We start from the raw sequence: 23,020 nt of genomic DNA, 5'->3' as shown, positions 1-23,020 counted from the left end.
AGCGGGCTGGCCGCTTGCGGCCGGCTCGGCACGTGCGGCGTGCTGTCAGGCGAGAGCTGACGGCACGCCGTCGGTGTTCTCCGGCCGAGCGACGAAGTCGGTCGTCACGCTCAGCTCGCGCCACCGTTCGACGTCGGCGGCGAAAGCGGCGAGGTTCTCGGTGACCGCGCGGTAGGCGTCGGAGCCGAGCACCAGATGGCTGGGTGGCTCGGGGAGCTCGGTCAGGCGCAGCAGTGCTGTGGCGGCGCGGGTGGGGTCGCCTGGCTGGTGGCCGTTGAAGTCGGCGCGGGCTGTGCTGATCGGGTCGACGAGCTGGTCGTAGTCGGGGATCGTGCGGGTGGTTCGGTGCAGGGAGCGGCCGGACCAGTCGGTGCGGAAGGCGCCTGGTTCGACGGCGGTGACGTGGATGCCGAGGTGCGCCACTTCGGCGGCCAGGGCGCGGGTGATGCTCTCCAGGGCGGATTTGCTGCTGGCATAGGCGGCGAGGGTGGGGGAGGGGATGAGGGCGCCGACCGACGTGATCGTGATGATGTGGCCCGAGCGGCGCTCACGCATCGTGGGCAGGACGGCCTGGATCACGGCGACTGTGCCGAAGACATTGACGTCGAACTGGCGGCGCCACTCGGGCAGCGTGGACTCCTCGACGGTGCCTTCGTGGCCGTAGCCGGCGGCGGCGATCAGCACGTCCACCGGGCCGACGGAGGCCTGGGCCTCCGTGATGACGGCGGCGGCGTCATCAGTGCTGGAAAGGTCCAGGATCCGTGCGTGGGCGCGGCCGGGCGCGAGCTTTTCGAACTCCTTCCGCGCCTGCTCGGTGCGGACGGTGCCGATCACGATGTGCCCGGCGTCCAGGGCGTGACGTGCGGTGGCGCGGCCGAGGCCGCTGCTCGCGCCGGTGATGAGGAAGGTGCGGTGCGGCATGGCTGGTTGACTCGCTTTCCGAAACTGACTTACGCGACTGTCATCTATTTAGCTGACGCCAGCGTAAGCTAGTCGGTATGGCCAGGCAACCTTCAGCACCCGGGACCGGAACGGGAACGACAGCCGGAACCGCCGACCCGATCGACGGCCGCCGCACCGACACCCGAGCCCGCATCCACGACGCGGCCCTGCGGGTCTTCGCCGACCACGGCTACGAGCGGGCCACCATGCAGCAGATCGCCGACCTCCTCGGGATCACGAGGCCGGCGCTGTACTACCACTACCGCAGCAAAGAGGACATTCTCTCCAGCATCCACGACGACCTCGCCGTCTCCGTCGACGACGTTCTCACCTGGGCGAAGCAGCAGCCGAAGACCCGCGCCACCCGCCAGGAGCTGCTGCACCGGCTGCACGACCTGATGGCCGGGCCCTGGGGGACGTTCAGCCGCTTCGCGCAGGCCAACGAGGCGGCGATGCGCGACCTGTCCGCGGCCGCCGAGTTCGCCCGGCGCATGGACGAGGTCGGCGGTCTGCTCAGTCCCGCCGACACGGTTGACGGCCGTCTCAAGGGACGGCTGGCGCTCACCGCCTTGTTCATGGCGAACGCGCGAGGTGCGCAGCTCGGCGGTACGGAGGCTGAGAGGATGACCGCTGCTCTGGAGGTGGCGGGCGCGCTCGTCCGCTAGCGAGGGTCAGGTGGGCGGCCGCACCCGCGGACGACCTACACGCGCGCCGCCGACTATCGTCAACCACGTGGACGTGACTGCGACGGATCTCCTCGACGAGGACCCGCCCGAAGACTCGGCGTCGTCGATCGAGCCGACCGAGCCGAGCGAGCCGACCGAGCCGCCCCCGCCGGTCCAGCTGATCCCCTACCGCAACCGTCGCAGACGCTGGCTTCGGCGGGCGGCGAAGACCGTCGCCGTGCTGTTCGTCGCCAGCACCTTCCTGTCCACCGCGTACAACGCCGCCACCAACGGCCGCGCCTCCGTACCGGCCGGCCTGACCTACGTCCAGGCCGGCGACGTCTCGACCCGCTACCGCGAATGGGGCGCCGGCGGCACGCCGATCGTCCTCGTCCACGGCTTCGTCGAGTCCGCCGACACCTGGCAGTACCTCGCGCCGCTCCTCGCCGCGCAGGGGCACCGGGTCTACGCGCTCGACATCGACGGCTGGGGCTACACGCAGCGCGTCGCGCCGTTCGACGTCGGGCACCAGGCGCGCCAGCTCGACGCGTTCATCGAGGCCCTGCACCTGGACAAGCCGCTGCTCGTCGGCCACTCCAGCGGCGCGGCCGTGGCGGCGCTCGCGACGCTGGACAAGCCCGGCGACGTCAGCGGCGTCATGTTCCTCGACGGCGACGGCCTGGCGACCGGCGCGGGGCAGAAGACGCCGCTCACACACCTGTTCCTCAACCCGTATCGCACGACCCTGATGCGGCTGGCGATCCGTTCCGACACCGTCGTCCGCGCCATCTACGGCGCCACGTGCGGCTCGGGCTGCCCCAAGCTGGACGCCGCGGGGCTGGACCAGTGGCGGCGTCCCCTGGAGGTGCCGGGCGCCGAGGAAGCGTTGTGGAGCATGGTCAATCTCGGTGTCGCCGGTCTCCCGCCGGCCCGCCTCGCCGAACTCGCCACGCTGCCGATCCCGAAGTCGGTCGTGTTCGGCGGCGCCGACTCCTCCTACGACCCGAGCTCGCCGCAGACCACCGCGGCGCGGATCGGCGCCCCGGCCCCGACCGTCATTCCCGGAGCCCAGCACCTGACGTCGGTCAACAGCCCCGGGGCCGTCGCCGGGGCGGTCGCGGCGCTGGAGGCGCGGGTCGCCGGCTAGGCCCTGTCAGCTCCGGCCGGCTGTCCGACCGGGCCCCGACGACGGACCGCCCACCCCGGCCGCCCGCAGGATCGCCAACGCGGCCGTCACGGCCACCGACACGCCGCCGACCGCTGCGCCGACCTTGCGGTTGCGCAGCTGCCGGGCCTGGCGTGCTTCGTACTCGCGGCGGCTGGCTCGGCTGGGGTGCCTGTACTGGACGTCCATCGGGCCAGCTCCTGTCCTGCCGGGTGTCGGGCTGATGCCAACATGCCGTGTGGGGTGGCGGTCTGCCGTCGGGTGGTACGCCGTTCGGGGGGTACGGGGCCGGCTCACCCCTTGGCGACCGCGCCAGCCCAGTCGAGGTTCACGCCCATCTGCGCGTACATGTCGGTGTAGCCGACGAAGCAGTCGAACTTCGTGATCTTTCCGTCGTGCAGGTACCAGAAGTCGGCGGTCGGGGCGTCGATCCGCGCGCCGTTCGGCTTGAGGATGCCGGCCGGGGTCTGCGCCGGGCCCTCGAAGGTGCCCTGGATCGACAGTTCGAGGGTGACCGTGTCGCCCTCGACCGTGATGCTCTTCAGGTCGCGGTGCACGTCGGGGAAGATGCCGGCCATGCGGGTCAGGACGTCGCCGAGGGCCTGGCCCTGGTAGCTCTGGCCGGCGACCTTGTCGTTGAAGACGCCGTCCTTGGTGAAGCTGTCGATGAACGCCTTCACGTTCAGGCTCTTGCCCTCGGCGTCGTGGTAGGCGCCCAGCACGACGGCCAGGTTGGCGATCTCGTGCGCGGTCAGGTGCCGGTTGGTGAGCGGCAGCGCGGCGAGCTGGCCGCGGCTCAGGGCCGCGTGCGACTGCGTGACGCCGGCCGGGCTCGCGGCCTGCGCCGGCGCGGCGGCTATGGCGACGCCGGTCAGGCTGGCGACGGCGGCGGCGGTGACGATCGTCTTGCGGGCGAGCGAGTTCATGGTCTTCTCCTGAGGTCGGTGCGGGGCGTCACTGGTATTAAATCAAGCGTTCGTTTGAACAGTTAGAAGCATGGCGCCGATCGCGCGACCCTGTCAAGCGAACGTTTGAACTTCAGTGCTGACGTGGGAGGAAGCTGATTCTCTCGCGGGGGAGTACAGCGGCGCGCGGCAGGATCCTGCGACGCTCGGCGAAGTGCGGTGGACCTACTTCGCCCGCTCCGCCGCCATCCCCGCGACGAACCCCGTCGTATGCCGCCCGGCCCGATGCGCCGGGTGCGCGAGGAGCTCGCGCAGGAACCCGATCGTCGTCCGCAGCCCCCGCCCCTCCACGCGGAACTCCCCGAGCGCGCGGTCCATCCTGGCGAGGGCTTGGTCCCGGTCGGGTGCCCAGACGACCGTCTTGGCCAGCAGCGAGTCGTAGTCCGGCCCCACCAGCCACCCCGGATAGGCATGCGAGTCCACGCGGACGAACGGCCCGCCCGGCGGCACGAACTCCGTCAGCAGTCCCGGCGCCGGCGCGAAGTCCTGGTCCGGGTCCTCGGCGTTGACCCGGCTCTCGATGGCCCAGCCCCTCGGCGTGACGTCCTCCTGCCGGAAGCCCAGCGGCAGTCCGGCCGCGATGAGCAGCTGCTCCCGCACCAGATCGATCCCCGTGGTCATCTCCGTGACCGGGTGCTCCACCTGCAGGCGGCAGTTGACCTCCATGAGGTGGAACGAGCCGTCCGGCGCGAGTACGAACTCGAACGTGGCCGCCCCGACGTACCCCACCGCCAGCGCACCGCGTACGGCCGCGTCGCACATCTGCCGGCGCAGCGTGTCGGGCAGGTTCGGCGCCGGCGCCTCCTCGATCAGCTTCTGATACCGGCGCTGCACCGAGCAGTCCCGCTCGCCGAGATGCACCGCGGCGCCGTGCCGGTCGCACAGCACCTGCACCTCGATGTGGCGCGCGTCCTCGACGAAGCGCTCCACGTACAGCCGGTCGTCGCCGAAGACGGCGCGGGCGTGCGCGCTGGTCTGCCGGAAGGCCTGCGTCAGCTGGTCGCCGGCCCGCACCACGGCGATGCCGCGCCCGCCGCCGCCGGCCACCGCCTTGAGGATCAGCGGGTATCCGATCTCGTCGGCGACCTTGCGCGCCTCGGCCAGGCCGGTCACGGCGCCCACCGAGCCCGGCAGCACCGGCAGTCCGGCCTCCGCCATCAGGGCGCGGGCCAGGGCCTTGTCGCCGAGCTTCTCGATGACGTGCGGCGGCGGGCCGATGAACGTGATGCCGTGGGCCTCGCAGACCTCTGCGAAATCAGGGTCCTCCGACAGGAAGCCGTACCCGGGGTGGATCGCGTCGGCGCCGGTGCGCAGCGCCGCCTCCATGACCGAGGGCATGTGCAGGTAGCTGGCCTTCGCCGACGGCGGCCCGATGTGCACGGACTCGTCGGCGAAGCGCACCACCGCGGACTCCCGGTCCGCGGTGGAGTGCACGGCCACGGTCCGGATGCCCAACTCCCGGCAGGTGCGGGCGACCCGCAGGGCGATCTCTCCGCGGTTGGCGATCAGCACGGTCCCGAACATGCCGCTCAGCGCCCGCCGACCGGCTCGACGACGATCAGCGGCTGTTGGAACTCCACCGCACCGCCGTCGGGCACGAGGACCTCCCGCACGATGCCGGCGATCTGCGTCTCCACCGGACTCATCATCTTCATCACTTCGAGGATCCCGATCCGCTGCCCCGGCACGACGCTGTCTCCCACCGCCACGAACGGCGGCGCGCCGGGCTCGGGGGAGTGGTAGAACGTGCCGATCATCGGGGCACACACGCGCTGGAGCCCGTCGTCGGCAGCACCGGCAGCGCCGGCAGCAGCGGCGGCATCGGCAGCGTTGGCAGCCAGAGAATCCGTGCGCGGAGAAGAGGATTCGGCCGCATTCGGACCGACCCCGGGCACTGATACAGACGCGCTCGTCTCTAGAACAGGCGAAGGCCACTCGATCTCCAACGCGGTCCCCAGATGCTCCAGCCGGATCCGGCTCGGCGGCTCGGGCCGCGTCCGCGCCAGATCCGCGACGTGGTGGCACATGGCCGCCAGATCAGCCGTCTCCGGCCCGGCCACAGCAGCCCGCATCACACCCGTCGCATGGCGTCGCACCACGCCGTTTTTGGCAGCCTCGTCTCTGAGGTCGGTGGTCACGGCCTGCTCCTTTCCTCGGGTCCCACCGGTTCGGCGTCTTCAGTTCCGAACCGGTGGAAACGGTCTCTGCGCTCGGCGATCAGCCGCTGCGGGTCCCAGGGCATGAGCTCCTGAAGCGTCGCCTTCAACGCGCTCTCCAGCAGCACGGCCGCCCCGGCGGAATCCCGGTGCGCGCCGTCGGGCGGCTCCGGGACGACCCCGTCGACGATGCCGAGCCGTAGCAGGTCACCGGCCTGTACCCGCAGCGCCGCAGCCGCTGTCGTCGCCGCCTCCGGCGCCTTCCACAGGATCGCGGCGCAGCCCTCGGGGCTGATCACCGAGTACATCCCGTTCGCGCTCACCAGCACCCGGTCGGCCACCGCCAGCGCCAGCGCCCCGCCGCTGCCGCCCTCACCGGTCAGCACGGCCACGATCGGCACCGGCAGCCGCGCCATCAGCCGCAGGTTCTCGGCGATCGCGACCGCCTGCCCGGCGCGTTCGGCATCAGGACCCGGATTCGCCCCCGGCGTGTCGATGAGCGTGACCACCGGCAGCCCGAGCTTGGCGGCCATCCGCATCAGCCGCGCCGCCTTGCGGTAGCCGGCCGGGGTCGCCATGCCGAACCGCCGCCGCCGGCGCTCGGTGAGATCCGGTCCGCCCTTGTGGTGGCCGATCAGCATCACCGGGAACCCGGCGACCAGCCCGGTCCCGCCGACGATGGCCGGGCAGTCCTCGGCCAGACGGTCGCCGTGCAGCTCCTGGAAGTCGTCGACGACGTGCCGGATGTAGTCCGGCGTGGTCGGGCGTTCGGGATGCCGTGCCAGGCGCACCGTGTCCCAGGGCGCGCGTTCGGTCAGCTGATCGGCCGTGCGGAAGATCGTCTCGGCGGAGCCCCTGACGTTCCCGGCGCCCTCGACAGCCGTGGGGAGCGGGCACGGCTCCGAAGCCGCATCGGACCGGCCGCTGATGCTCAGCACCCGCGCCAACGCCGACCGAAGACCGGCGCGCGGCACCACGTCGTCCACCATCCCGTGCCGCAGCAGGAACTCAGCAGTCTGAAACCCCTCCGGAAGACGCTCGCCGATCGTCTGCTCGATCACCCGCGGCCCGGCGAACCCCATCCGGGCCCCGGGTTCGGCGAAGATGACGTCGGCCAGGCTCGCGAACGACGCCGCCACGCCCCCGTACGTCGGATCGGTGATCAGCGACACCGTCAGGATCCCGGCCTCGTCCAGCGCCGCGAACGCCTGGGCGGTCTTCGCCATCTGCATCAGCGACAGCACGCCCTCCTGCATCCTGGCCCCGCCGGACGCGGTCACGACCAACAGCGGGACCCGGCGCGCCAGACTCGTCGCAGCGGCCTGAGTGATCATCGCGCCGACCGCGCACCCGAGGCTGCCGCCGAGGAACCGGAAGTCCATGGCCACGGCCACCACCGGATGCCCCTCGATCAGGCCACTGACGCAGACCGCGGCATCGGACAACCCGGTGTCGGCCCTGGCGTCCCGCAACCGGTCCGGGTACGGCCGGCTGTCCACGAACTCCAGCGGGTCGTGCACCGTCGGGCCGCCCCGGATCGGTACGGCCGATCCGGGGTCGAGCAACTGGTCGAGCCTCTCGGGCGCGGTCAGCCGTCCGTGCCGTGCGCACTCCGGACACACCTTCAGCATCCTGATGAAGCGCTTGGCGTAGAGCAGCCCTTCGCAGCCCTCGCACCGCACCCAGTGCGACGCCGAAGACTCCCGTGCGCCCTCGACGGTGGTCACGGCCAGTCGCCCCCGGCCCGTTCCCAGCGATAGAACTCGCGGGCCATGGCGTCCTTGGGCTCGCGCCAGGTCTCCGGGTCGTAGGCGTCGACGTACGCGGCCAGCCGTTCGCTGACGGCCCGGAACTCCGGATGCGCCGCGTGCCGCGCGACCTGCGGCCCGGCCGGCTGGTCGGACTCGATCAGGTGCATGTAGACGTCCCCGAACTGGAACAGGCTGCGGCCCCGGACCCCGATCAGATCCGGCAGCTCTCCCCGGTCGGAGTCGGCGAAGACCTCTGCGATACCGTCCGCGGAACCCGGCTTCATCCGGGCGACGATGAGGGTGCGATGCACGTCCGTCACACCTCCGCCGCGCGCTTCTCGACCTTCTCCCGGATCAGATCCATCTGGACCCGGGAGTTGTTGTTGATCCGCTGCGTCATGCCCGCGTCGTCCACCGGCGCGGTCGGCTTCATCGCGAAGTCCTGGATCCAGCGCATGCTGGTGCCCTCGGGGACCTCGCCGTACTCCCACCGGATGTCCATGTACTCGAACGGGCCCGGCTCGACCCGGCGCGCGCGGACGGCCTGCGCCTCGCGGTCCGTCTCGCGCTCGGAGACCCAGCTCCAGACCTTGCCGTTCTCGTCGGGATGCATCGTCAGCCGGAAGCGCGTGCGCTCGCCGGTGCGGTCCAGCACCTCCACGGACGCGTACTCGCTGAACAGGCTGGGCCAGTTCTCCAGATCGTTCGTGATCTGCCACACCAGATCCAGCGGGGCGTTGATGACGACGGTGTTGTCGGTGTGCCCGGGCATGTCAGGACCCTTCCTTCAAAGAGAGGTTCACGGCTTGCAGGAACTCGGCCGAGGACTTGGAGGTCTCCGCGGACGTCATCGACCGGCCGTGCCGGTTCTCCAGCTCCCCGACGACGGCCAGCAGCCCGAGCGAGTCCACCCCGAAGTCCTCGAAGGTGGCGCCCGGCCGGTCCAGGTCGAGCGGGCTGACGGTGACCCCGGCCTTCTGCTTCAGCAAGGTGGCCAGGTCCGTGGAGGTCAGTTCGACGGTCACGGGATCGCCCTTTCGTCGTGTCCCAGCGGGACGGTCATCGGGGTCGGGGGTGTCAGGACTCTGAGCCGATTCTGAGGACCAGAGCGGAGTTGGAACCCATCAGGCCCCTGCTGAGCACCAACGCGGCGCGCGGCGCGGTGGTCCGAGCGAAGCCCGTGACCAGGTCCAGGTCGTACGCACAGCCGTCGGCGTTCGGGGTCGGCGGGATCAGGCCCTGTTCCAGCGCCAGCGCGGCGGCGGCCGTGTCGAGCGCCGAAGCTCCGCAGTAGGCCCGGCCGGTTCCCGCCTTGGGCGCGGTCACCGCGACCCGCGCGGCATGTTCGCCCAGCACGTCGGCCAGCGCCAGGGCCTCGGCGCGGTCGGCCTCGGGCACGGCGAGGGCGTCGGCGAAGACCACGTCCACGTCCTCCGGCGGGCAGTCCGCCTCGGCGAGGGCACTACGGATGGCGTGTGCGAGCCCTTCCCGCGACTCGGCCCATCGGGACGCGCCGGTGAACGTCGCGGCGTGCCCGGCCACCACCGCCCTGATCCGCGCGCCGCGAGCCCGCGCCGTCGCCTCGTCTTCGAGCACGAAGAAGGCACCGCCTTCGGCCGGTACGAATCCATCGGCCTGCTCGGCGAAGGGCATATATGCCTGCTCGGCCTCGGCGACGGTACTGAGCTCCGGGTACCCGAGCTGGCACACCATCGAGTACGGCGCGATCGGCGCCTCGGCCGCGCCGACCACCACCGCGCTGGTGCCCCGCACGACGTCACGCGCGGCGTGCGCGAGCGCGTCCAGGCCGCCGGGCTCGTCGCTGGCCACCACCGCGCAGGGCCCCTTGAACCCGCCGCGGATGGAGATCTGTCCGGTGCTCGCCGCGTAGAACCAGGCGATCGACTGGTACGGCCCGACATGGTGCGGGCCCCGGCTCCACAACTGCTGGAGCTCGCGCTGGCCGAACTCGCCTCCGCCCGAGCCGGCCGCCGTCACCACTCCGATGCCGAAGGGGTCGCCCTCCGCGTCGATCGGGAGTCCGGAGTCGTCGAGCGCCATGCCGGCGGCGGCCAGAGCGAAGTGCGTGAACCGGTCGGTCGCGACCAGAACCCGGTCCTCGACGAACTGCGCCGGATCGAAACCGTTGACCAGGCCCGCGATCCGCAGTGGGAACTGCTCGCAGCCCTCCCGGTCGATCGGGGCGAGCACCGAAGTGCCCTGACACGTCGCCTTCCAGAAGTCGTCGGTGCCGACGCCGTTCGGCGCCACGACCCCGATCCCCGTGATGGCCGCGCGTCGGCGGGCCGCGGAGCCGTTCATAAGGAGGCTCCTTCACGGCTGAGGACGACGGCGGACTGGAAGCCGCCGAAGCCGCTGCCCACCGACAAGACGTGGCGCAGCGGAAGTTCCCGGGCGCTGCCCGGGACGTAGTCCAGATCGCACTCCGGATCGGGCTTGCTGTAGTTGGCCGTCGGCGGCACGACGCCGTGCTGCAGCGCCAGGGCGCAGGCGGCCAGCTCGATCGCGCCGATGGCCCCGAGCGAGTGCCCGACCATCGACTTGATCGAGCTCATCGGGGTCTGATACGCGTGCGCGCCGAGCGAGCGTTTGACCGCGGCGGTCTCGTGGCGGTCGTTCTGCTTGGTGCCCGAGCCGTGGGCGTTGACGTAGTCCACGTCCGCCGGGTCGAGCCGCGCGTGGTCCAGGGCCCGGTCGATCGCCTCCGACATCTCCCGGCCCTCCTGCGTGAGCCCGGTCATGTGGTGCGCGTTGCCGAAGGTCGCGAAGCCGTTGAGCACCGCGTAGATCCGCGCGCCTCGCCGACGGGCCTGCTCCAGCTCCTCCAGGACCAGCACGGCGCCGCCCTCGCCGAGGACGAAGCCGTCCCGGCCGGCGTCGAAGGGGCGGGAGGCGTGCTCGGGGTCGTCGTTGCGGGCCGAAGTGGCCTTGATCGCGTCGAAGCAGGCGACGGTGATCGGCGAGATCGGGGAGTCACAGGCTCCTGCGATGACGACGTCGGCCCGGCCGTCCTCGATCGCCTGCGCGGCGTAGCCGACGGCGTCCAGGCCGGACGTGCAGCCGGTGGACACCGTTTGTACGGGCCCTGAGGCGCCGAAGCGCTCGGCCACGGCCGAGGCCAGGGTGCTCGGCGCGAAGGCGCGCGCGAGGTAGGAACCGGCCTTCTGATGGTCGACCTCCCAGGCCTGGCCTTCGGCGCTGACTGCGACGTAGTCGTGCTCCAGCCGGGTCGTGGCGCCGACCGCGGTGCCCAGCGACACCGCGAGCCGCCACGGATCGGCGGCGGCGAGGTCCAGGCCGCTGTCCTGGATCGCCTCGGCCGCGGCGGCCAGCGCGAACCAGACGTAGCGGTCGTTGCGGTCGATCTCCTCGGCGCTCAGGCCGCCGGCTGCCGGGTCGAAGTCGCACTCGGCGGCGATGCGGGAGCGGAAGCCTTCGGCGTCGAAGAAGGTGATGGCGCGGGTGGCGGTGCGGCCGGCCGAGAGCAGGTCCCAGAACGCCGGGACGCCCGTCGCCCCGGGCGCCACCACGCCGATCCCGGTCACCGCCGCCCGACGGGTCGGTATCGCAGGGCTCGTCATCGGACGGCCTCCGCCGGTTCCGGCGCGTCCTCCTGCTCGGTGTCCACATGGCCGAGCTCCGGGCTCGGGGCCAGCGGGCCGAGGTGGAACACCAGGCGCGCCTCGGTGGTGCCGACGTTGCGGAACCGGTGGCGCATGCCGATCGGGATCATCAGGCCCTGGTCCGGGCGCAGCGGCTGGGGCGTGCCGTCCAGGTCGACCACGAGGTCGCCGCTGACGACGAAGACGAACTCCTCGGAGAAGGGGTGGTAGTGCTCGCCGATGCGTTCGCCGGGCTGCACGATGGCGACTCCCATGAACCCGCTCGTCGCGCCGACCGCGGACGGCGTGAGCATGGCCCGCAGATCGCCGCCCCGGCGGCGGTTCGACGGAGCGTCCCCGACGTTGACGACAACAGGCAGGTTCGTGGTCATGACGATCTTCCCCTCGCGCTTGGGTGGCCCGGCGCTTGGTGCCGGGAGTCCGCGGTGTTCGCGGGTGTCGCAGGTGTCGCAGTGTTCGCAGATCGGGCATCGGGCCCGGCTTCGGCTCGGCCGTCAGGCCTGCGGCGAGCGCCGGTCGGTGATCGGCGTCAGTTCCCAGTCGGCGAGCGCGGCCCGTCGGCCGCCGTCGTCGCGCAGGTCCGGCGCGGACCGGAGCAGCCGGGCCAGCACCGCGCCGGCTCGCGGAGCGGTGACGCCGAGTGCCGCCGCCGGATCGGTCTGCGGCGGCGCGGTCAGGTCGACCAGCCGGACCACGCGGTCCTCGCGCTGGAACACGGTGCTGCGCACGAGCGGAGAGGCCGGGTCGTGCACAGCGGTTTCGTCTTGGCGGGACAGGTATTCGGCGATCGCGGCGCCGCAGCCCGGTCGGGCAGGATAGGAGAACGCGTAACGGCCCGGCTCCTGTGCGGGCCGCTCGGCACGCGCGTGGTGGTGCACGGCGGGCAAAGCGGCGCGCAGGAAGAAGTCTCTGGCGGACAGCGGGTCGCTCAGGTCCCGGGCCTGTTCCAGATACGGATTGATCGCTTCCTCGACCGCTCTCACCTCGGGCTGCGCGGCGACGTGGCGCAGCGCGGCGACCAGGTCGCCGACCACCTCGACCGAACGGACCACCTGGTTGCCGCGCATGAACAGCGAGGTGCGGACCAGCCGGGTGGTGTCGTCGACCTTGGCCGCGGGGGAGGTGTAGCCGGCGAGGATGCCGGCGACCGTTTGTTCGCTGCCGGGCTTCACGGAGAAGGTGAGCGCGTGCCGGGTGATGCCGTCCGGTCCGGGGCCGAGCGCCACCGGGTGCGCCGATCCGTTCCGCTCCCTCGGCGGCAGGGCGCTGTCGACGCTCTGCGTGCCGAAGGTCTCCCGGAACACCGTGAAACGCAGGGATCTGGTGTCCCGGACGCAGCTGCTCAGGGGTCTGACGACCTCGCGGTGCTCCGGGCTGTCCAGCCAGGTCAGGAACGGCTCCGCGGCCTCCCACTCGCTGGTGATCAGCCAGCGCAACGGGTCCTCGGTGGACTGGCAGAGCTGGTCCATCAGATGTCCCGGCACGGCCGAGACCTGGTACCGCATCCGCTCGTAGGCGTCGAGGAAGCGTTGTTGCGCGCCGTCTTGCACATCCAGCAACAGGACGACCCGCAAGCGGGAGTCGGTCGTCGGGCGGGCGCGCTCGTCGAGAACGGGAGACGGCTGAGCCATGGTCGGTCTCTCTTTCGGGTTGCCTGACCACCAGATCGTTTCCGAGGTATCCGGATGGCGCGACGATTCGCATCCATCCGGGCGAAATTCGCACAATCGGGGCGCTCGCGGGGGATGGAGAAGGGGAGAGGTCTGCCGGAAGCCGCCGAGAACCGTCGGCGGACGCCGGGGACCGCCGGGCAACGTCACGAATGGAGCCACGCCGTGAACCAGCCAAGCGCGCACCGGGTGCCGGTCCTCGTCGTCGGAGGCTCCCTCGTGGGCCTGTCGACGTCGGTGTTCCTGGGCCGCCTGGGCGTCCCCCACCTGCTGGTCGAGCGGCACGCCCGGACCTCGCACCACCCCCGGGGCCGCGGCAACAACCTGCGGACGATGGAGCTGTTCCGGGTCGCCGGGGTGGACGCCGACATCCGGCAGGCGGCGTCAGTCCTGCGCGACAACCACGGGATCCTGCAAGCCGACACGCTTGCCGGGGCCGAGCAGGAGTGGCTATTCCGGCAGATCGATCCGGGCGGCCGGACGGCCGGGTTCAGTCCCGCCTCGTGGTGTCTGTGCAGTCAGAACGATCTCGAACCGGTGCTGCTGCGGCATGCGGAGAAGCTGGGCGGTACGGTCCGTTTCGGCACGGAGCTGGTCTCGTTCGAACAGGACGGCGACGGCGTCACCGCTGAGCTGGTCGAGCGTTCCACCGGAGAGCGCAGCACGGTCCGCGCCGGCTACCTGGTCGCCGCCGACGGCCCCCGCAGCCCGATCCGAGAACGCCTGGGCATCAGCCGGAGCGGACGCGGCGACCTGTTCCACAACGTCAGCGTCACCTTCCGCGCGAGCCGGCTCGCCGATGTCGTGGGAGACCGGTTGTTCATCGCGTGCTACGTGACCAACCCCGAGGGCGCCGGTGCGCTGCTCCCGGTGGACAACCGCGAGAACTGGGTCTTCCACCTGCCATGGCACCCCGACCGGGGCGAGACGATCGAGGACTTCACCGACGAGCGGTGCACGGCGCACATCCGAGCGGCCGCCGGCGTCCCCGATCTGCCGGTGGAGATCACCGGCCGGGCGCCGTGGCACGCGGCCGAGCGCGTGGCCGACCTGTACCACTCCGGCCGGGTGTTCCTGGTCGGCGACTCAGCGCACGAAATGCCGCCGACCGGAGCGTTCGGTTCGAACACCGGTATCCAGGACGCGCACAATCTCGCGTGGAAGCTGGCCGCGGTGTTGGGTGGTTGGGCGGGGCCCGAGCTGCTGGAGTCGTACGGGGCCGAGCGTCGGCCGGTGGCGGTGGAGACTGCGTCGCGTGCGGTGCTCCGCTCGGCTGAGCACCGGCACCCGGGCTTCGACGCGCCTGCCGGTGGTCCCGGGCGGACGTCGATGCTGCCGGCTGTGCTTGGCTATCGGTATACGGCAGGCGCTCTTGTCGGTGCGGATGTGCAGGCGCCGACTGTTCCCGAGAACTTCGCGGCCACCGGCGAGCCCGGCACCAGGGCCCCGCATCTGTGGTTGGACGGGGACGACGCGAAGGTGTCGACGATCGATCTGTTCGAGCGCGTCCCGGTGTTGCTGACAGCGCACGACAGCGCGTGGCACGCGGCCGCGGCGCCGGTGGCGGCGGAGATCGGGGCGCCACTGGAGTGCCACGCGCCGAATACGGACACTGATTGGCAGCAAGCCTACGGCGTCGAGCCGGACGGTGCGGTGCTGGTGCGGCCGGACGGGTTCGTCGCGTGGCGGTCGGGCGGCGGGGCAAGTGACGCGAAGGCCGAGTTGGGGGACGTGCTGCGCGAGGTGTTCAGCCTCTGATACTCACTGCTCCTCTTTGACGCGCCCCGGGGTCGATGGCGTGAGGGCGCCACCGACCCCGGGGAGAACCGGTCGCTGCTCAGTGCAGCGACATCACCGGATCGCCGTTGCCGTCCAGGCCGGCCCCGGCGATCGTGCAGCTTCCGCCGCGCACCGCGCCGTTGTTGCAGGCCTGGCGCACGCAGCTGCGCAGGGCGAGCTGGCCCCAGTAGTCCGGGTGCAGCGACTCCTGGATGTAGTACGGGCTGCTGCCGATCGTGGTGACCGTGCGGATCTGGTTGACCCACTCGGTCTGGTTGACCGCGCCCGGGTTGGTCCAGGAGCTCAGGCCCTTTTCCTCCAGCAGGCCTACGGTGTTCTCACAGAGCCGGCGGCCGTTGAAGGCCGAGGAGATGTCGAGCTTGCGCACGTTGCTCAGCCCGCTCTGCGCGACGGCGTTGGAGACCGCGCCGGAGATCGTCGGCAGCGCCGTGCCGTTGGCCCAGTTGGCGTCGTTGTCCCAGAATCCGCAGCCGCCGGTGGACTGGCGCGTGAAGCCGGACTGCGAGTAGCGGAAGCCCGAGCCGTTCGGGATCGGCGAGGGGTAGTTCTGCACGAGGATCGTGTAGTCGCCGTCGGCGTAGCCGTCGTTGGCCATGGCCTGGTGCACGTTCTGCAGCGCCTGCGCGATGTGCGTGGTGACCGTGGCGACGTTGGACGCCGAGAAGTTGCCGGTCACCGAGGAGTCCTGGCTGCAGTACGAGGGCCACCACGAGGGCGTGGTCAGGAAGTCCTCGACGCAGGTGGTGACGATCGAGGAGAAGTTGAAGTCGTTCCCGCCGATCGAAACCGCGACCATGGTGACCTTGTGGGTGGCGGCGAAGTTCTGCAGCATCAGGGCCTGGCCCTGGTTGCCGCCGGAGTTGTAGAAGTCCAGGCCCGGCTTGAAGTTGCCGCTGTCGGTGTACGTCGCCGTCTCCGCGCCGCTGCACGCCAGGTTCAGCCCGTTCACGCCGCCGCCGATGTAGATCTCAGCGGACTGCGACCGGTGGCAGCGCGGGATGGTCTCGGCGGTGTGGCCCGGGTTGTCGTAGTAGGCCGTCGGGCCCAGCGCGTCGATCTCCGAGCTGCTGTCGTTGGTGTTGCCGGCCCAGCGGCCGGCCTCCCCGGAGATGTAGCTGTCGCCGACGGAGACGACCCACGGCGCCCCGCCGGGCGTGGCCGCGTGCGCGGCACCGGTGCTGACGACGGCGGTGGTACCGGCGAGAACGGGGACCAGGATCGCGCCCGTAATCAGGGCACGGAGACGAGTGCGCGCCCGATGAAGCCTGCTCATGCTGTGACCTCTCAAGAACCCGACAGGTGGTTGTTCCTTGCCGGGACCGATCGGCCGCGTCGCGTCCCTCGTTCCGTGAAACTGGCAGACTGCTCCGGTGCTGGCAAGGGCTGCGGCGAGATTGTTACCGTCGGGTATCCGGGAGGTGGGTACGCGGGGAGGCCGGGGTGAGATCGCGGAAAAGGAGTTGCGTGCCCCGCTGCCTCGTCCGGTAACCTTCGACCAGGCCGTGACAGATCATCAAGGGAGGTGGTACCCGTGAACACTCGTTCAACGTGGGTGCTCCTCCTGCCGGTCACGGCCGGCGACTGACGTAGCTGTCGCCGGAGCGCCCCAAGGCACTCCTGGAAGGCGACAGCTATGAACGCCATCGCACATCTCATTCCTGACCCCGTGACGCCTGTGATCACGAGGGTCGCAGCAGCCCAGTGGCACGCAGTCGAAGACGGCCTGACGGTCGGCCGCGGGAACACTTCGCGCCGTCCCGACGGACGGCTGTTCATCAGCATCGACGCGTGGCACGACGCGGTCTTCGACCAGCTCGCTGCCGTCATGCTCGCGGAACTGCCGGCGCCGCTCTACACGGTGCTCGACGCCGAGGACTCGGCGACGGCCGAGAACTGGCGTCGCGCGGGCTTCGTCGAAGGGCGACGTGAGCGGCACTATCTGGTGCCTCTCGAAGCAAAGATCAGTGCGCGGATTCCGGCCGGCGTGACCTTCGCCGGCGGGGAGGACGTGTTCCGCGCCGAAATCGACGGTACCGAGGTCGGTCTGGTCCGTCTCATCCCCCTGATGAGCAGCGACGGGACGCCGCGGATCGCGCGGATCGCGTCCATCGAGGTCCGCGCTGATCAGCGGCGTCGTGGCATCGGCCGGGCGCTGCTGGCGCACGCGCTGGACGCGCTGCGCGAGCGCGGGTTCGGCAGGGCGTCGGCCGACGTCGAGGAGACCGACATCGCGGCGATCGTTTTGGTGGAAGGCGCGGGCGCGCGCCGTACGAGCAACAGCATGGAGTTGATGTGGCAAGACTGAATCGGGGCATCGAGGTTGAGGGCACTGTCATCGAGTGCCTGTACAACGCCAACTTCCGGGTGCAGCTGGACAACGGACACAAGGTGCTCGCGCACATCAGCGGGAAGATCCGCAAGAACTACATCAGGATCATGCCGGAGGACCGGGTGCTGGTGGAGCTCAGTCCTTATGACCTGACGCGCGGTCGGATCACGTTCCGGTACCGGTCGTAGCCGGCCGCTCCAGATCCGCGACCCAGTCATCGAGTCCTGATTCGCTGAGCACCACGTCCAGTCCGGCGGCGGCGGCGCCGATCAGTGCGCCGTCGTCGCCGAGGGACGCTGCCCGCAGCGGGATCGGGTCGGTGCGGCGGAACTCCATCAGCCCGTCGAGGTAGGCGGCGTCGAAGTCGGGTTGTGCGGCGGTTCTGATCAGCGGGGCGAGGCCGCCGAGGGTGACGAGGTCCGGGTCGTGGGCGTTGACGAGTCCTGCGATACCGGAGGCGAGGGCGTCGGCCACGCTTCGTACCGCGCCGGCGGCTTCGGCGTCGTGGTCGGCGCGTTGGAGGACGTCCAGTGCGAAGGCGCGCGGGTCGTCGGGCGATGCGGCGCCGAGATAGCGTGCCAGGGCTCTGCCATCGACCTCGTTGTCCCAGCATCCTCGTGCTCCGCACGGGCACCGTCGCGACCGGTCGCCGAAGGGCATGTGCCCGTACTCGCCACCGGTGCCGCTGCCGCCGACGGCCGGGACGCCGTCGATCACCAGTACGCCGCCGAGGCCGACCTCGACGGTCAGGTGCAGCACGGTTCCGGCGCCGAGGCCCGCGCCGCCGCGCGCCTCGGCGAGGCCGGCCAGGGTGGCGTCGTTGCCGATCACCAGGGCAGTAGCGGCGTCGGGGAGGATGCCGGACAGGTCGGTCGGATCCCAGCCGAGGGTCGTGGGACGGACGAGGTGCCGGTGGCGGACGGCGGCGGCCACGCTGACCGAGACGGCGCGCAGGCGGTGGCCGTGGCGGTGTCTCAGGTCTCTCAACGCGTCGGCGATCTCGCGGACGACTTGCTGTTCGGCGCCGTGCGCGTGCCGTCCGGCGGCGATCGTGGCCGGACGGCCGTCGATGCCGGCGAGCGCGCAGCGCCACCCTTCGTAGCGCACCTCGACGACGGCGACGAGGGGGCCGCGCGGGTGGGGGAGGAGCTGGGTCGTCGGGCGTCCGCGGCCGGCTGCGGGGGCCGGGACCTCGTCGAGCAGGTCGAGGGCGCGCAGGCGTGCGGTGATGTCCGTCGCGGAGCCGCTGCCGAGGCCCAGGCGGCGCGCGGCGTCGGCGCGGGTGACGCCGGGCGTGCGCCGGACCTCGTTCAGGAGCGCTAGGGGGCCCGGCCAGCGTGCGTCGCGCGGTCTTGTCATCCGGCTCGTCCCCTTTTAAACTCGGTGACCGAGGATAATACTCGTCAGGAGTGGCCCATGCACGTCATGCACCTCATCCACGCCTCCCGCCGCTTGACCGTCGCGGCCGTGCTCTTCGACATGGACGGGACGCTCGTCGACTCCGACGCGGCGGTCGACCGCTCCTGGCTCGCCTGGTCGAGGGAGTACAGCGTCGATCCGGCGCTGCCCCTGGCCATCGCCCCCGGCCACCCGGCGGCCGACACCGTCGCCAAGATCCTCCTCGACGCCGACCCCGCGACGATCGCCGAGGCCGCAGCCCGCCAACTGGCGCTGGAGTACGACGACCTCGCCGACGTCGCCGCCACCGACGGCGCCCACGAGCTGATCGCGGCGCTGGACGCGCGCGCCGTCCCGTGGGCCGTCGTCACCAGCGCGGACGCGCGGCTGGCGAAGCTGCGCCTGGCGGCTGCGGGCATCAGCCCTCGGATTCTCATCACGACCGACGACGTGCCGGTCGGCAAGCCGGACCCGGCGGGCTACCTGCGCGCGGCCGAACTGCTCGGCGTGGCGCCCGGGGACTGCCTCGTGGTGGAGGACACCGAGCCCGGAGTCGCGGCGGGCCGGGCTGCTGGGGCGACGGTCGCGGCGTTGAAGGGCGTCCCCGGCGACCTGGGGATCGACGGGCTGCGGCGGATCACGGAGTTGATGGTCGGGCGCGAGGTTTGACGACATTGCTGTAGCGCGGTGGTGTCGGCATGCAGCGGCTTGCCGGTTTCCTCAGACATAACCCCGGCGCTGCACGATCTGCAACGCGACGGCCCCCACCGGAATGTTCAGCCAGAAGCTGATGAGCCGGTAGACCAGCACCGCCGACGTGACCGGGCCGGCTGCTGCGCCGAGCGCCGTCATGCCTGTGATCAGCGCGGCTTCCAGGGCGCCGAGGCCGCCGGGGGTCGGGGTGGCGCTGGCGACTATGCGAGAGGCCATGTAGACGGCGCCCACCTGGCCCAGGGGGAGGTGGACGCCGAAGGCGTGCAGGCAGATCGCCAGGGCGCTGATCTGGATCAGGGGGAGGCCCAGGGCGCCGCCGGCGATCTCGGTGAGGCGGGTGGGGCTGGTCGCGACGGCGGCCACGGTTTGGCCGGCGGCTTTGAGGAAGTGCCAGACCTTGTCGTGGACGAAGCGGCGGCCGGGGCCGGTCAGGGCGAGCAGGCCGGCGGCGACCAGGACCGCGCACACCGCGGGCAGGAGCCAGTGGCCGGAGGGCATGCCGAGGTGGACGCCGGAGTGGCGTTGGCCGGTCCAGGCGAAGAAGGTCACTGACACGATGCCGCTCGCCAGTGCGCCGGCCACGCTCTGCAGGCCGACGGCGGCGGTGGCCGAGCCGGTCTCGACGCCGGCCTTCTGCAGGAACCTGAGGTTCAGGGCCATGCCGCCGACGTTGTTCGGGGTGATGCGGTTCAGGAACGAGGAGGCGAACTGCACCAGCACGTTGGGTGGGAACGGCAGCCGCTCGGGGATCGTGCCGGCTTGTAGGAACGCCGAGAAGACCTGTGACAGCAGCACGATCGGCACCGCCGCCAGCACCCACCACCAGTCCGCCGTCTTCAGCGCCGCGGTGGCGGTCCCGGCGTTGGCCAGCTGCGGCAGGATCAGGTGGATCACCAGCAGCGCGCCGACCAGCGCCAGCGCTTTCTTCCACGTCAGCCGCGCGAGGTGGGCCTTCTTCGGCTCCTCGACGTGGCAGGCCTCGCGGACCGCGCCGGACAGGTCACGCAGCAGGCTCGGGCCGCCGCCGGCCCGCAGCGTCCGGTGCTTCGCCGCCGCTCGGGCCGCCTGGGCCGCGGCGCGGTCGTGTTCGGCGACGGCATGCCGGGCCGGACTGCCTATCAACGCCAGCGTTTGCAAGTACGGCAGCACCGTCGCAAGACGGTCTGGACCCAGGCTGGCGAGTGCGCAGGCGACCGCGCGTTCGGGCCCGATCCGGGCACCGGACGTCGCCAACAGTACCGCCAGGTCGGTGCCGAGCTGCGTGGGGGAGGCGTCGAGGCGGGCGCGGGCGAAGGCTTCCAGCCGCGTCGTGCCGTCCGGGGCGACGAGGATGTGGTCGGGTGTCAGGGCTCGGTGGGCGATCCGGTGCTGTTGGAGGTGGGCCACGGAGCGCCAGGCGTCGGTGAGGGCTGCGTCGTCGGAGTCGGCCGAGTCGGCGGAGTCGGCGGAGTCGTCGGAGTGGTCGGAGTCGTCGGAGCCAGCCGTCTCGTTGCGGAAAAGCAGCCGCTCCCGCGAATCGTCGTCCGTGACCAGCATCGCCCCGCCGCCGGCCACCGGGAACGCGGTCACCGGCTCGACGACCCGCGCCCCGGTGTGCCCGGCCGCGACCAGCATCACCAACTCGTGCTCGGCCGCCGCCAACGGCTCGATCGCCAGATCCCCGGGCTCGGTCAGCAGCAGGCGCCGCCACAGCCGGTGGAACAGGTCCCGGTTGTGGTCCTCGCGACCGAGGACCCGCACCGAGTTGCGTCCTTCGGTGGTCTCGGCGAGGTAGCGGATCCCCTCGCTGTCCCGCTGATCGGAGGCGGGCACTTCGTGCAGCACTGTGATCGGAAGTCCGCACGCCACCAGCGCGTTCGCGACGGCCCTCGGCCCGGGCCGATCCGGTGGCGCCCCGCCGAACAGCAGCACGATCGAGGCCGCGACGCCCCCGATCGCCAGCGCCGCCACGCCGTCCATCGGCAGCACCGCGGCCGCCGCCGCGCTCAGCACCACGCTCCCGGCGACCGACTGCCACACCGCACGCCGCCACCGCCGCGACAGCCACGGCCCGGCCGTGACTGCGGCGGAGGCGCAGGCCGCCAGGTACACCGCCGACGGCCACCCCACCGGAAGCAGGGCCCGGTGATCGGTGAGCACCGCGGGCCACTCCGCCGGCCGGCTGTGGGTCAGGACCGTGTGCACCAGCGCCCCGGCCAGGAGCGCCCCGAGCGCGGCGGCCGGCAGCACCCGCAGCAGCGCGTCGCCGCGCCGCCGCCGGACCACCACGACGACGGCCGCCACCGGCCCCAGCACCGCCGCGATCTGCACCACCGCGACCAGCACGTCCCGCACCCCGACCGGCAGCGCCGCGACCGCCGTGATCAGCCCATGCTGCACCTGCCGCGCGAACGATCGTGTCGCCACCGCCAGCAGCACCGTGGCCACGAGCACGGCCCCGGACACGATCAGCCGCACCGCGTCGGCGGCCCGCCGCACGTCCCGCTCCGGCGGGACGTCGAGCACCGGCGCCTCGGGCGCTTGCGGCAGGGGCGGGGCTGTCATGGGGCTGAATTCTGCCAGGCTGGATCACGCCTGCGGCAACCATCCGGCTCCAGGCGATCGCTGCCGCATCGCGCACCGCCGCGACGGCGCTCAGACCTGGTTGTTCCACATGCGGAACATGATGCACTCGCCGTTCTTGTCGAAGGTCACCGTCCACAGGTTGGCGAAGGTGCCCAGCTCCTTGTAGCGGCCGGTGCCCTCGATCGCGGCGGTGTCGCCGTTGACGGCGAGCAGCGACCACTCGAACTCCCAACCGCCCTCCTGCCACTGCGCGCGACCGAGCCAGCCCTCGACGATCGCGTCACGGCCGATCCAGTCGGTCTCGTAGGGCCGTTCGTGATACTCGGCCTCACGCGTGAACAGCGCGGCGATGTCCCTCTTGGCGTTACTGGTCCACGCCCGCACGTAGCCTTCGACCCAGTCGTTGATCTGTTCCTCGGTCACCATCGGTGCTGCCCTCATCCCTGAGCCGTCGGCCGCACGACGATCTCGTTGACATCAACCTCAGCAGGCTGCGACACGGCGTACAGGATCGCCTCGGCGATCGCGGTGGCGGGGATGGCGATCGCCATCATTTCGTCCACCGCGCCCTTGACCGCGCCGTCGCTGATGGACTCGGCCAACTCGCTGCGGGTCAGGCCCGGGTTGACCACCGTGACCCGGACGTCCCGGCTCTCCTGGCGCAGCCCCTCCGACAGGGCGCGGACCGCGAACTTGGTGGCGCTGTAGACGGCGGAGGTCGGGTCGACCCGCAGGCCCGAGACCGAAGCGATGTTCACGATGTGTCCGGAGCCCTGCTCCTGCATGAGCGGCAGGACGGCGGCGATGCCATGCAGCACGCCGCGCAGGTTCACGTCGATCATCTGGTTCCACTCGTCGACCTGGAGCGCGGCCAGGGGCGACAGCGGCATGACGCCGGCGTTGTTCACCAGGACGTCGACGCGCCCGAACCGGTCGCGCGCGGCCGCGACGAAGCCCTGCACGCTGGCGAGGTCGGTGACGTCCAGCTCGTGCGCGAGGGCGCTGCCGCCGTCGGCCTCGATGTCCTTGGCGAGGACGGTGAGGCGGTCCGTGCGGCGGGCTCCGAGCGCCACGCGGTGACCTGCGGCGGCGAGTCGTCGGGCGGTGGCCTCGCCGATGCCACTACTGGCCCCGGTGATCAGGACCACTTGTGACGCAGTTTCGGTGGACGGGTGAGACATGGCGTGCCTTTCGGGGCGTCGGTGGTCGTGTCGTGCGCCGACCGCTACCGAAAGGATGAGTCCGCTCCGTCGAAA

General features: G+C 71.5%; 24 protein-coding genes. 6 read left to right on the top strand and 18 right to left on the bottom strand.

Translation table 11 applies throughout. The features are described 5' to 3' along the window. Positions 1–45: 45 nt before the first annotated feature. Positions 46–921 carry an oxidoreductase gene (locus tag ABH935_RS30270; protein WP_370381348.1) on the bottom strand — a complete coding sequence of 292 codons (876 nt, stop codon included), beginning with the start codon at positions 919–921 and terminating at the stop codon, positions 46–48. 77 nt (positions 922–998) lie between these two features. On the opposite strand from ABH935_RS30270, the gene ABH935_RS30265 reads away from it, so the two are divergent. Both ABH935_RS30265 and ABH935_RS30260 read left to right on the top strand, forming a co-directional pair. Then, positions 999–1,607: a TetR/AcrR family transcriptional regulator gene (locus ABH935_RS30265; RefSeq protein WP_370381347.1), complete on the top strand. Its 609-nt coding sequence runs from the start codon at positions 999–1,001 to the stop codon at positions 1,605–1,607. A 67-nt stretch (positions 1,608–1,674) separates the two neighbouring features. After that, a complete protein-coding gene (locus ABH935_RS30260) occupies positions 1,675–2,754 on the top strand; it encodes an alpha/beta hydrolase (protein WP_370381346.1) in 1,080 nt (359 codons plus the stop codon). Positions 2,755–2,760: 6 nt separating this feature from the next. On the opposite strand, the gene ABH935_RS30255 is transcribed toward ABH935_RS30260, so the two are convergent. The 12 genes from ABH935_RS30255 to ABH935_RS30200 all read right to left on the bottom strand — a co-directional run bounded on the left by ABH935_RS30255 (position 2,761) and on the right by ABH935_RS30200 (position 12,919). Continuing rightward, the gene (locus ABH935_RS30255; RefSeq protein WP_370381345.1) at positions 2,761–2,961 is read right to left on the bottom strand and encodes a hypothetical protein; all 201 of its coding nucleotides are present in this window, start codon (positions 2,959–2,961) and stop codon (positions 2,761–2,763) included. Between the two features lie 104 nt (positions 2,962–3,065). Further along, entirely contained in the window at positions 3,066–3,698 is a 633-nt protein-coding gene (locus tag ABH935_RS30250) for a nuclear transport factor 2 family protein (protein WP_370381344.1), read from the bottom strand. Between the two features lie 204 nt (positions 3,699–3,902). Continuing rightward, the gene (locus tag ABH935_RS30245) at positions 3,903–5,261 is read right to left on the bottom strand and encodes an acetyl/propionyl/methylcrotonyl-CoA carboxylase subunit alpha (RefSeq protein WP_370381343.1); all 1,359 of its coding nucleotides are present in this window, start codon (positions 5,259–5,261) and stop codon (positions 3,903–3,905) included. A gap of 5 nt (positions 5,262–5,266) precedes the next feature. Beyond that, positions 5,267–5,875 (bottom strand): acetyl-CoA carboxylase biotin carboxyl carrier protein subunit, encoded by a 609-nt coding sequence (locus ABH935_RS30240; protein ID WP_370381342.1) that lies wholly within the window; start codon positions 5,873–5,875, stop codon positions 5,267–5,269. Continuing rightward, on the bottom strand, positions 5,872–7,620 hold the full coding sequence (gene accD, locus ABH935_RS30235; RefSeq protein ID WP_370381341.1) for an acetyl-CoA carboxylase, carboxyltransferase subunit beta: 1,749 nt from the start codon (positions 7,618–7,620) through the stop codon (positions 5,872–5,874). The genes ABH935_RS30240 and accD overlap by 4 nt, the downstream gene beginning before the upstream one ends. Then, positions 7,617–7,955, bottom strand: a complete 339-nt coding sequence (locus tag ABH935_RS30230) for a TcmI family type II polyketide cyclase (protein WP_370381340.1) — start codon at positions 7,953–7,955, stop codon at positions 7,617–7,619. The genes accD and ABH935_RS30230 overlap by 4 nt, the downstream gene beginning before the upstream one ends. Before the next feature lie 5 nt (positions 7,956–7,960). Continuing rightward, on the bottom strand, positions 7,961–8,416 hold the full coding sequence (locus ABH935_RS30225) for an SRPBCC family protein (RefSeq protein WP_370381339.1): 456 nt from the start codon (positions 8,414–8,416) through the stop codon (positions 7,961–7,963). Between the two features lies 1 nt (position 8,417). Further along, the gene (locus ABH935_RS30220; protein WP_370350014.1) at positions 8,418–8,669 is read right to left on the bottom strand and encodes an acyl carrier protein; all 252 of its coding nucleotides are present in this window, start codon (positions 8,667–8,669) and stop codon (positions 8,418–8,420) included. Between the two features lie 52 nt (positions 8,670–8,721). Then, the gene (locus ABH935_RS30215; protein WP_370381338.1) at positions 8,722–9,966 is read right to left on the bottom strand and encodes a beta-ketoacyl synthase N-terminal-like domain-containing protein; all 1,245 of its coding nucleotides are present in this window, start codon (positions 9,964–9,966) and stop codon (positions 8,722–8,724) included. Next, entirely contained in the window at positions 9,963–11,246 is a 1,284-nt protein-coding gene (locus tag ABH935_RS30210; protein WP_370381337.1) for a beta-ketoacyl synthase, read from the bottom strand. The genes ABH935_RS30215 and ABH935_RS30210 overlap by 4 nt, the downstream gene beginning before the upstream one ends. Then, the gene (locus tag ABH935_RS30205) at positions 11,243–11,659 is read right to left on the bottom strand and encodes a cupin domain-containing protein (RefSeq protein ID WP_370381336.1); all 417 of its coding nucleotides are present in this window, start codon (positions 11,657–11,659) and stop codon (positions 11,243–11,245) included. The genes ABH935_RS30210 and ABH935_RS30205 overlap by 4 nt, the downstream gene beginning before the upstream one ends. A gap of 123 nt (positions 11,660–11,782) precedes the next feature. Beyond that, positions 11,783–12,919 (bottom strand): SchA/CurD-like domain-containing protein, encoded by a 1,137-nt coding sequence (locus tag ABH935_RS30200; RefSeq protein ID WP_370381335.1) that lies wholly within the window; start codon positions 12,917–12,919, stop codon positions 11,783–11,785. 204 nt (positions 12,920–13,123) lie between these two features. On the opposite strand from ABH935_RS30200, the gene ABH935_RS30195 reads away from it, so the two are divergent. After that, positions 13,124–14,716, top strand: coding sequence for an FAD-dependent oxidoreductase (locus ABH935_RS30195; RefSeq protein ID WP_370381334.1), 1,593 nt, complete (start codon positions 13,124–13,126; stop codon positions 14,714–14,716). A 79-nt stretch (positions 14,717–14,795) separates the two neighbouring features. On the opposite strand, the gene ABH935_RS30190 is transcribed toward ABH935_RS30195, so the two are convergent. Continuing rightward, the gene (locus ABH935_RS30190; protein ID WP_370381333.1) at positions 14,796–16,031 is read right to left on the bottom strand and encodes a hypothetical protein; all 1,236 of its coding nucleotides are present in this window, start codon (positions 16,029–16,031) and stop codon (positions 14,796–14,798) included. A gap of 552 nt (positions 16,032–16,583) precedes the next feature. On the opposite strand from ABH935_RS30190, the gene ABH935_RS30185 reads away from it, so the two are divergent. Next, positions 16,584–17,063: an N-acetyltransferase family protein gene (locus ABH935_RS30185; RefSeq protein WP_370381332.1), complete on the top strand. Its 480-nt coding sequence runs from the start codon at positions 16,584–16,586 to the stop codon at positions 17,061–17,063. Next, on the top strand, positions 17,051–17,275 hold the full coding sequence (infA, locus tag ABH935_RS30180) for a translation initiation factor IF-1 (protein WP_370350023.1): 225 nt from the start codon (positions 17,051–17,053) through the stop codon (positions 17,273–17,275). The genes ABH935_RS30185 and infA overlap by 13 nt, the downstream gene beginning before the upstream one ends. On the opposite strand, the gene ABH935_RS30175 is transcribed toward infA, so the two are convergent. Beyond that, positions 17,253–18,446 carry an ROK family protein gene (locus ABH935_RS30175; RefSeq protein ID WP_370381331.1) on the bottom strand — a complete coding sequence of 398 codons (1,194 nt, stop codon included), beginning with the start codon at positions 18,444–18,446 and terminating at the stop codon, positions 17,253–17,255. The genes infA and ABH935_RS30175 overlap by 23 nt on opposite strands. 57 nt (positions 18,447–18,503) lie before the next feature. On the opposite strand from ABH935_RS30175, the gene ABH935_RS30170 reads away from it, so the two are divergent. Then, positions 18,504–19,154: an HAD-IA family hydrolase gene (locus tag ABH935_RS30170; RefSeq protein WP_370381330.1), complete on the top strand. Its 651-nt coding sequence runs from the start codon at positions 18,504–18,506 to the stop codon at positions 19,152–19,154. Between the two features lie 51 nt (positions 19,155–19,205). On the opposite strand, the gene ABH935_RS30165 is transcribed toward ABH935_RS30170, so the two are convergent. The 3 genes from ABH935_RS30165 to ABH935_RS30155 form a co-directional block, all read right to left on the bottom strand. Next, positions 19,206–21,743 carry a flippase-like domain-containing protein gene (locus ABH935_RS30165; RefSeq protein WP_370381329.1) on the bottom strand — a complete coding sequence of 846 codons (2,538 nt, stop codon included), beginning with the start codon at positions 21,741–21,743 and terminating at the stop codon, positions 19,206–19,208. Positions 21,744–21,833: 90 nt separating this feature from the next. Further along, positions 21,834–22,190, bottom strand: coding sequence for a nuclear transport factor 2 family protein (locus ABH935_RS30160; RefSeq protein ID WP_370381328.1), 357 nt, complete (start codon positions 22,188–22,190; stop codon positions 21,834–21,836). Positions 22,191–22,201: 11 nt separating this feature from the next. Beyond that, positions 22,202–22,945, bottom strand: coding sequence for an SDR family oxidoreductase (locus ABH935_RS30155; protein WP_370381327.1), 744 nt, complete (start codon positions 22,943–22,945; stop codon positions 22,202–22,204). Between the last annotated feature and the right edge of the window lie 75 nt (positions 22,946–23,020).

It is taken from the genome of Catenulispora sp. GAS73, from assembly GCF_041262085.1.
Classification (GTDB): Bacteria; Actinomycetota; Actinomycetes; order Streptomycetales; family Catenulisporaceae; genus Catenulispora.
Note: the sequence above shows the minus strand (reverse complement) of the source record. Positions and strands in the feature narration are given on the sequence as shown.

What these genes read in the sequence shown, in the direction of transcription:
- ABH935_RS30160 (WP_370381328.1), bottom strand. Translation starts at nt 22,190, where the DNA reads ATGGTGACCGAGGAACAGATCAACGACTGGGTCGAAGGCTACGTGCGG.
- ABH935_RS30215 (WP_370381338.1), bottom strand. Translation starts at nt 9,966, where the DNA reads ATGAACGGCTCCGCGGCCCGCCGACGCGCGGCCATCACGGGGATCGGG.
- ABH935_RS30255 (WP_370381345.1), bottom strand. Translation starts at nt 2,961, where the DNA reads ATGGACGTCCAGTACAGGCACCCCAGCCGAGCCAGCCGCCGCGAGTAC.
- ABH935_RS30225 (WP_370381339.1), bottom strand. Translation starts at nt 8,416, where the DNA reads ATGCCCGGGCACACCGACAACACCGTCGTCATCAACGCCCCGCTGGAT.
- ABH935_RS30155 (WP_370381327.1), bottom strand. Translation starts at nt 22,945, where the DNA reads ATGTCTCACCCGTCCACCGAAACTGCGTCACAAGTGGTCCTGATCACC.
- ABH935_RS30175 (WP_370381331.1), bottom strand. Translation starts at nt 18,446, where the DNA reads ATGACAAGACCGCGCGACGCACGCTGGCCGGGCCCCCTAGCGCTCCTG.
- ABH935_RS30190 (WP_370381333.1), bottom strand. Translation starts at nt 16,031, where the DNA reads ATGAGCAGGCTTCATCGGGCGCGCACTCGTCTCCGTGCCCTGATTACG.
- ABH935_RS30205 (WP_370381336.1), bottom strand. Translation starts at nt 11,659, where the DNA reads ATGACCACGAACCTGCCTGTTGTCGTCAACGTCGGGGACGCTCCGTCG.
- ABH935_RS30245 (WP_370381343.1), bottom strand. Translation starts at nt 5,261, where the DNA reads ATGTTCGGGACCGTGCTGATCGCCAACCGCGGAGAGATCGCCCTGCGG.
- ABH935_RS30170 (WP_370381330.1), top strand. Translation starts at nt 18,504, where the DNA reads ATGCACGTCATGCACCTCATCCACGCCTCCCGCCGCTTGACCGTCGCG.
- ABH935_RS30265 (WP_370381347.1), top strand. Translation starts at nt 999, where the DNA reads ATGGCCAGGCAACCTTCAGCACCCGGGACCGGAACGGGAACGACAGCC.
- ABH935_RS30185 (WP_370381332.1), top strand. Translation starts at nt 16,584, where the DNA reads ATGCTCGCGGAACTGCCGGCGCCGCTCTACACGGTGCTCGACGCCGAG.
- ABH935_RS30250 (WP_370381344.1), bottom strand. Translation starts at nt 3,698, where the DNA reads ATGAACTCGCTCGCCCGCAAGACGATCGTCACCGCCGCCGCCGTCGCC.
- ABH935_RS30210 (WP_370381337.1), bottom strand. Translation starts at nt 11,246, where the DNA reads ATGACGAGCCCTGCGATACCGACCCGTCGGGCGGCGGTGACCGGGATC.
- ABH935_RS30270 (WP_370381348.1), bottom strand. Translation starts at nt 921, where the DNA reads ATGCCGCACCGCACCTTCCTCATCACCGGCGCGAGCAGCGGCCTCGGC.
- ABH935_RS30200 (WP_370381335.1), bottom strand. Translation starts at nt 12,919, where the DNA reads ATGGCTCAGCCGTCTCCCGTTCTCGACGAGCGCGCCCGCCCGACGACC.
- ABH935_RS30165 (WP_370381329.1), bottom strand. Translation starts at nt 21,743, where the DNA reads ATGACAGCCCCGCCCCTGCCGCAAGCGCCCGAGGCGCCGGTGCTCGAC.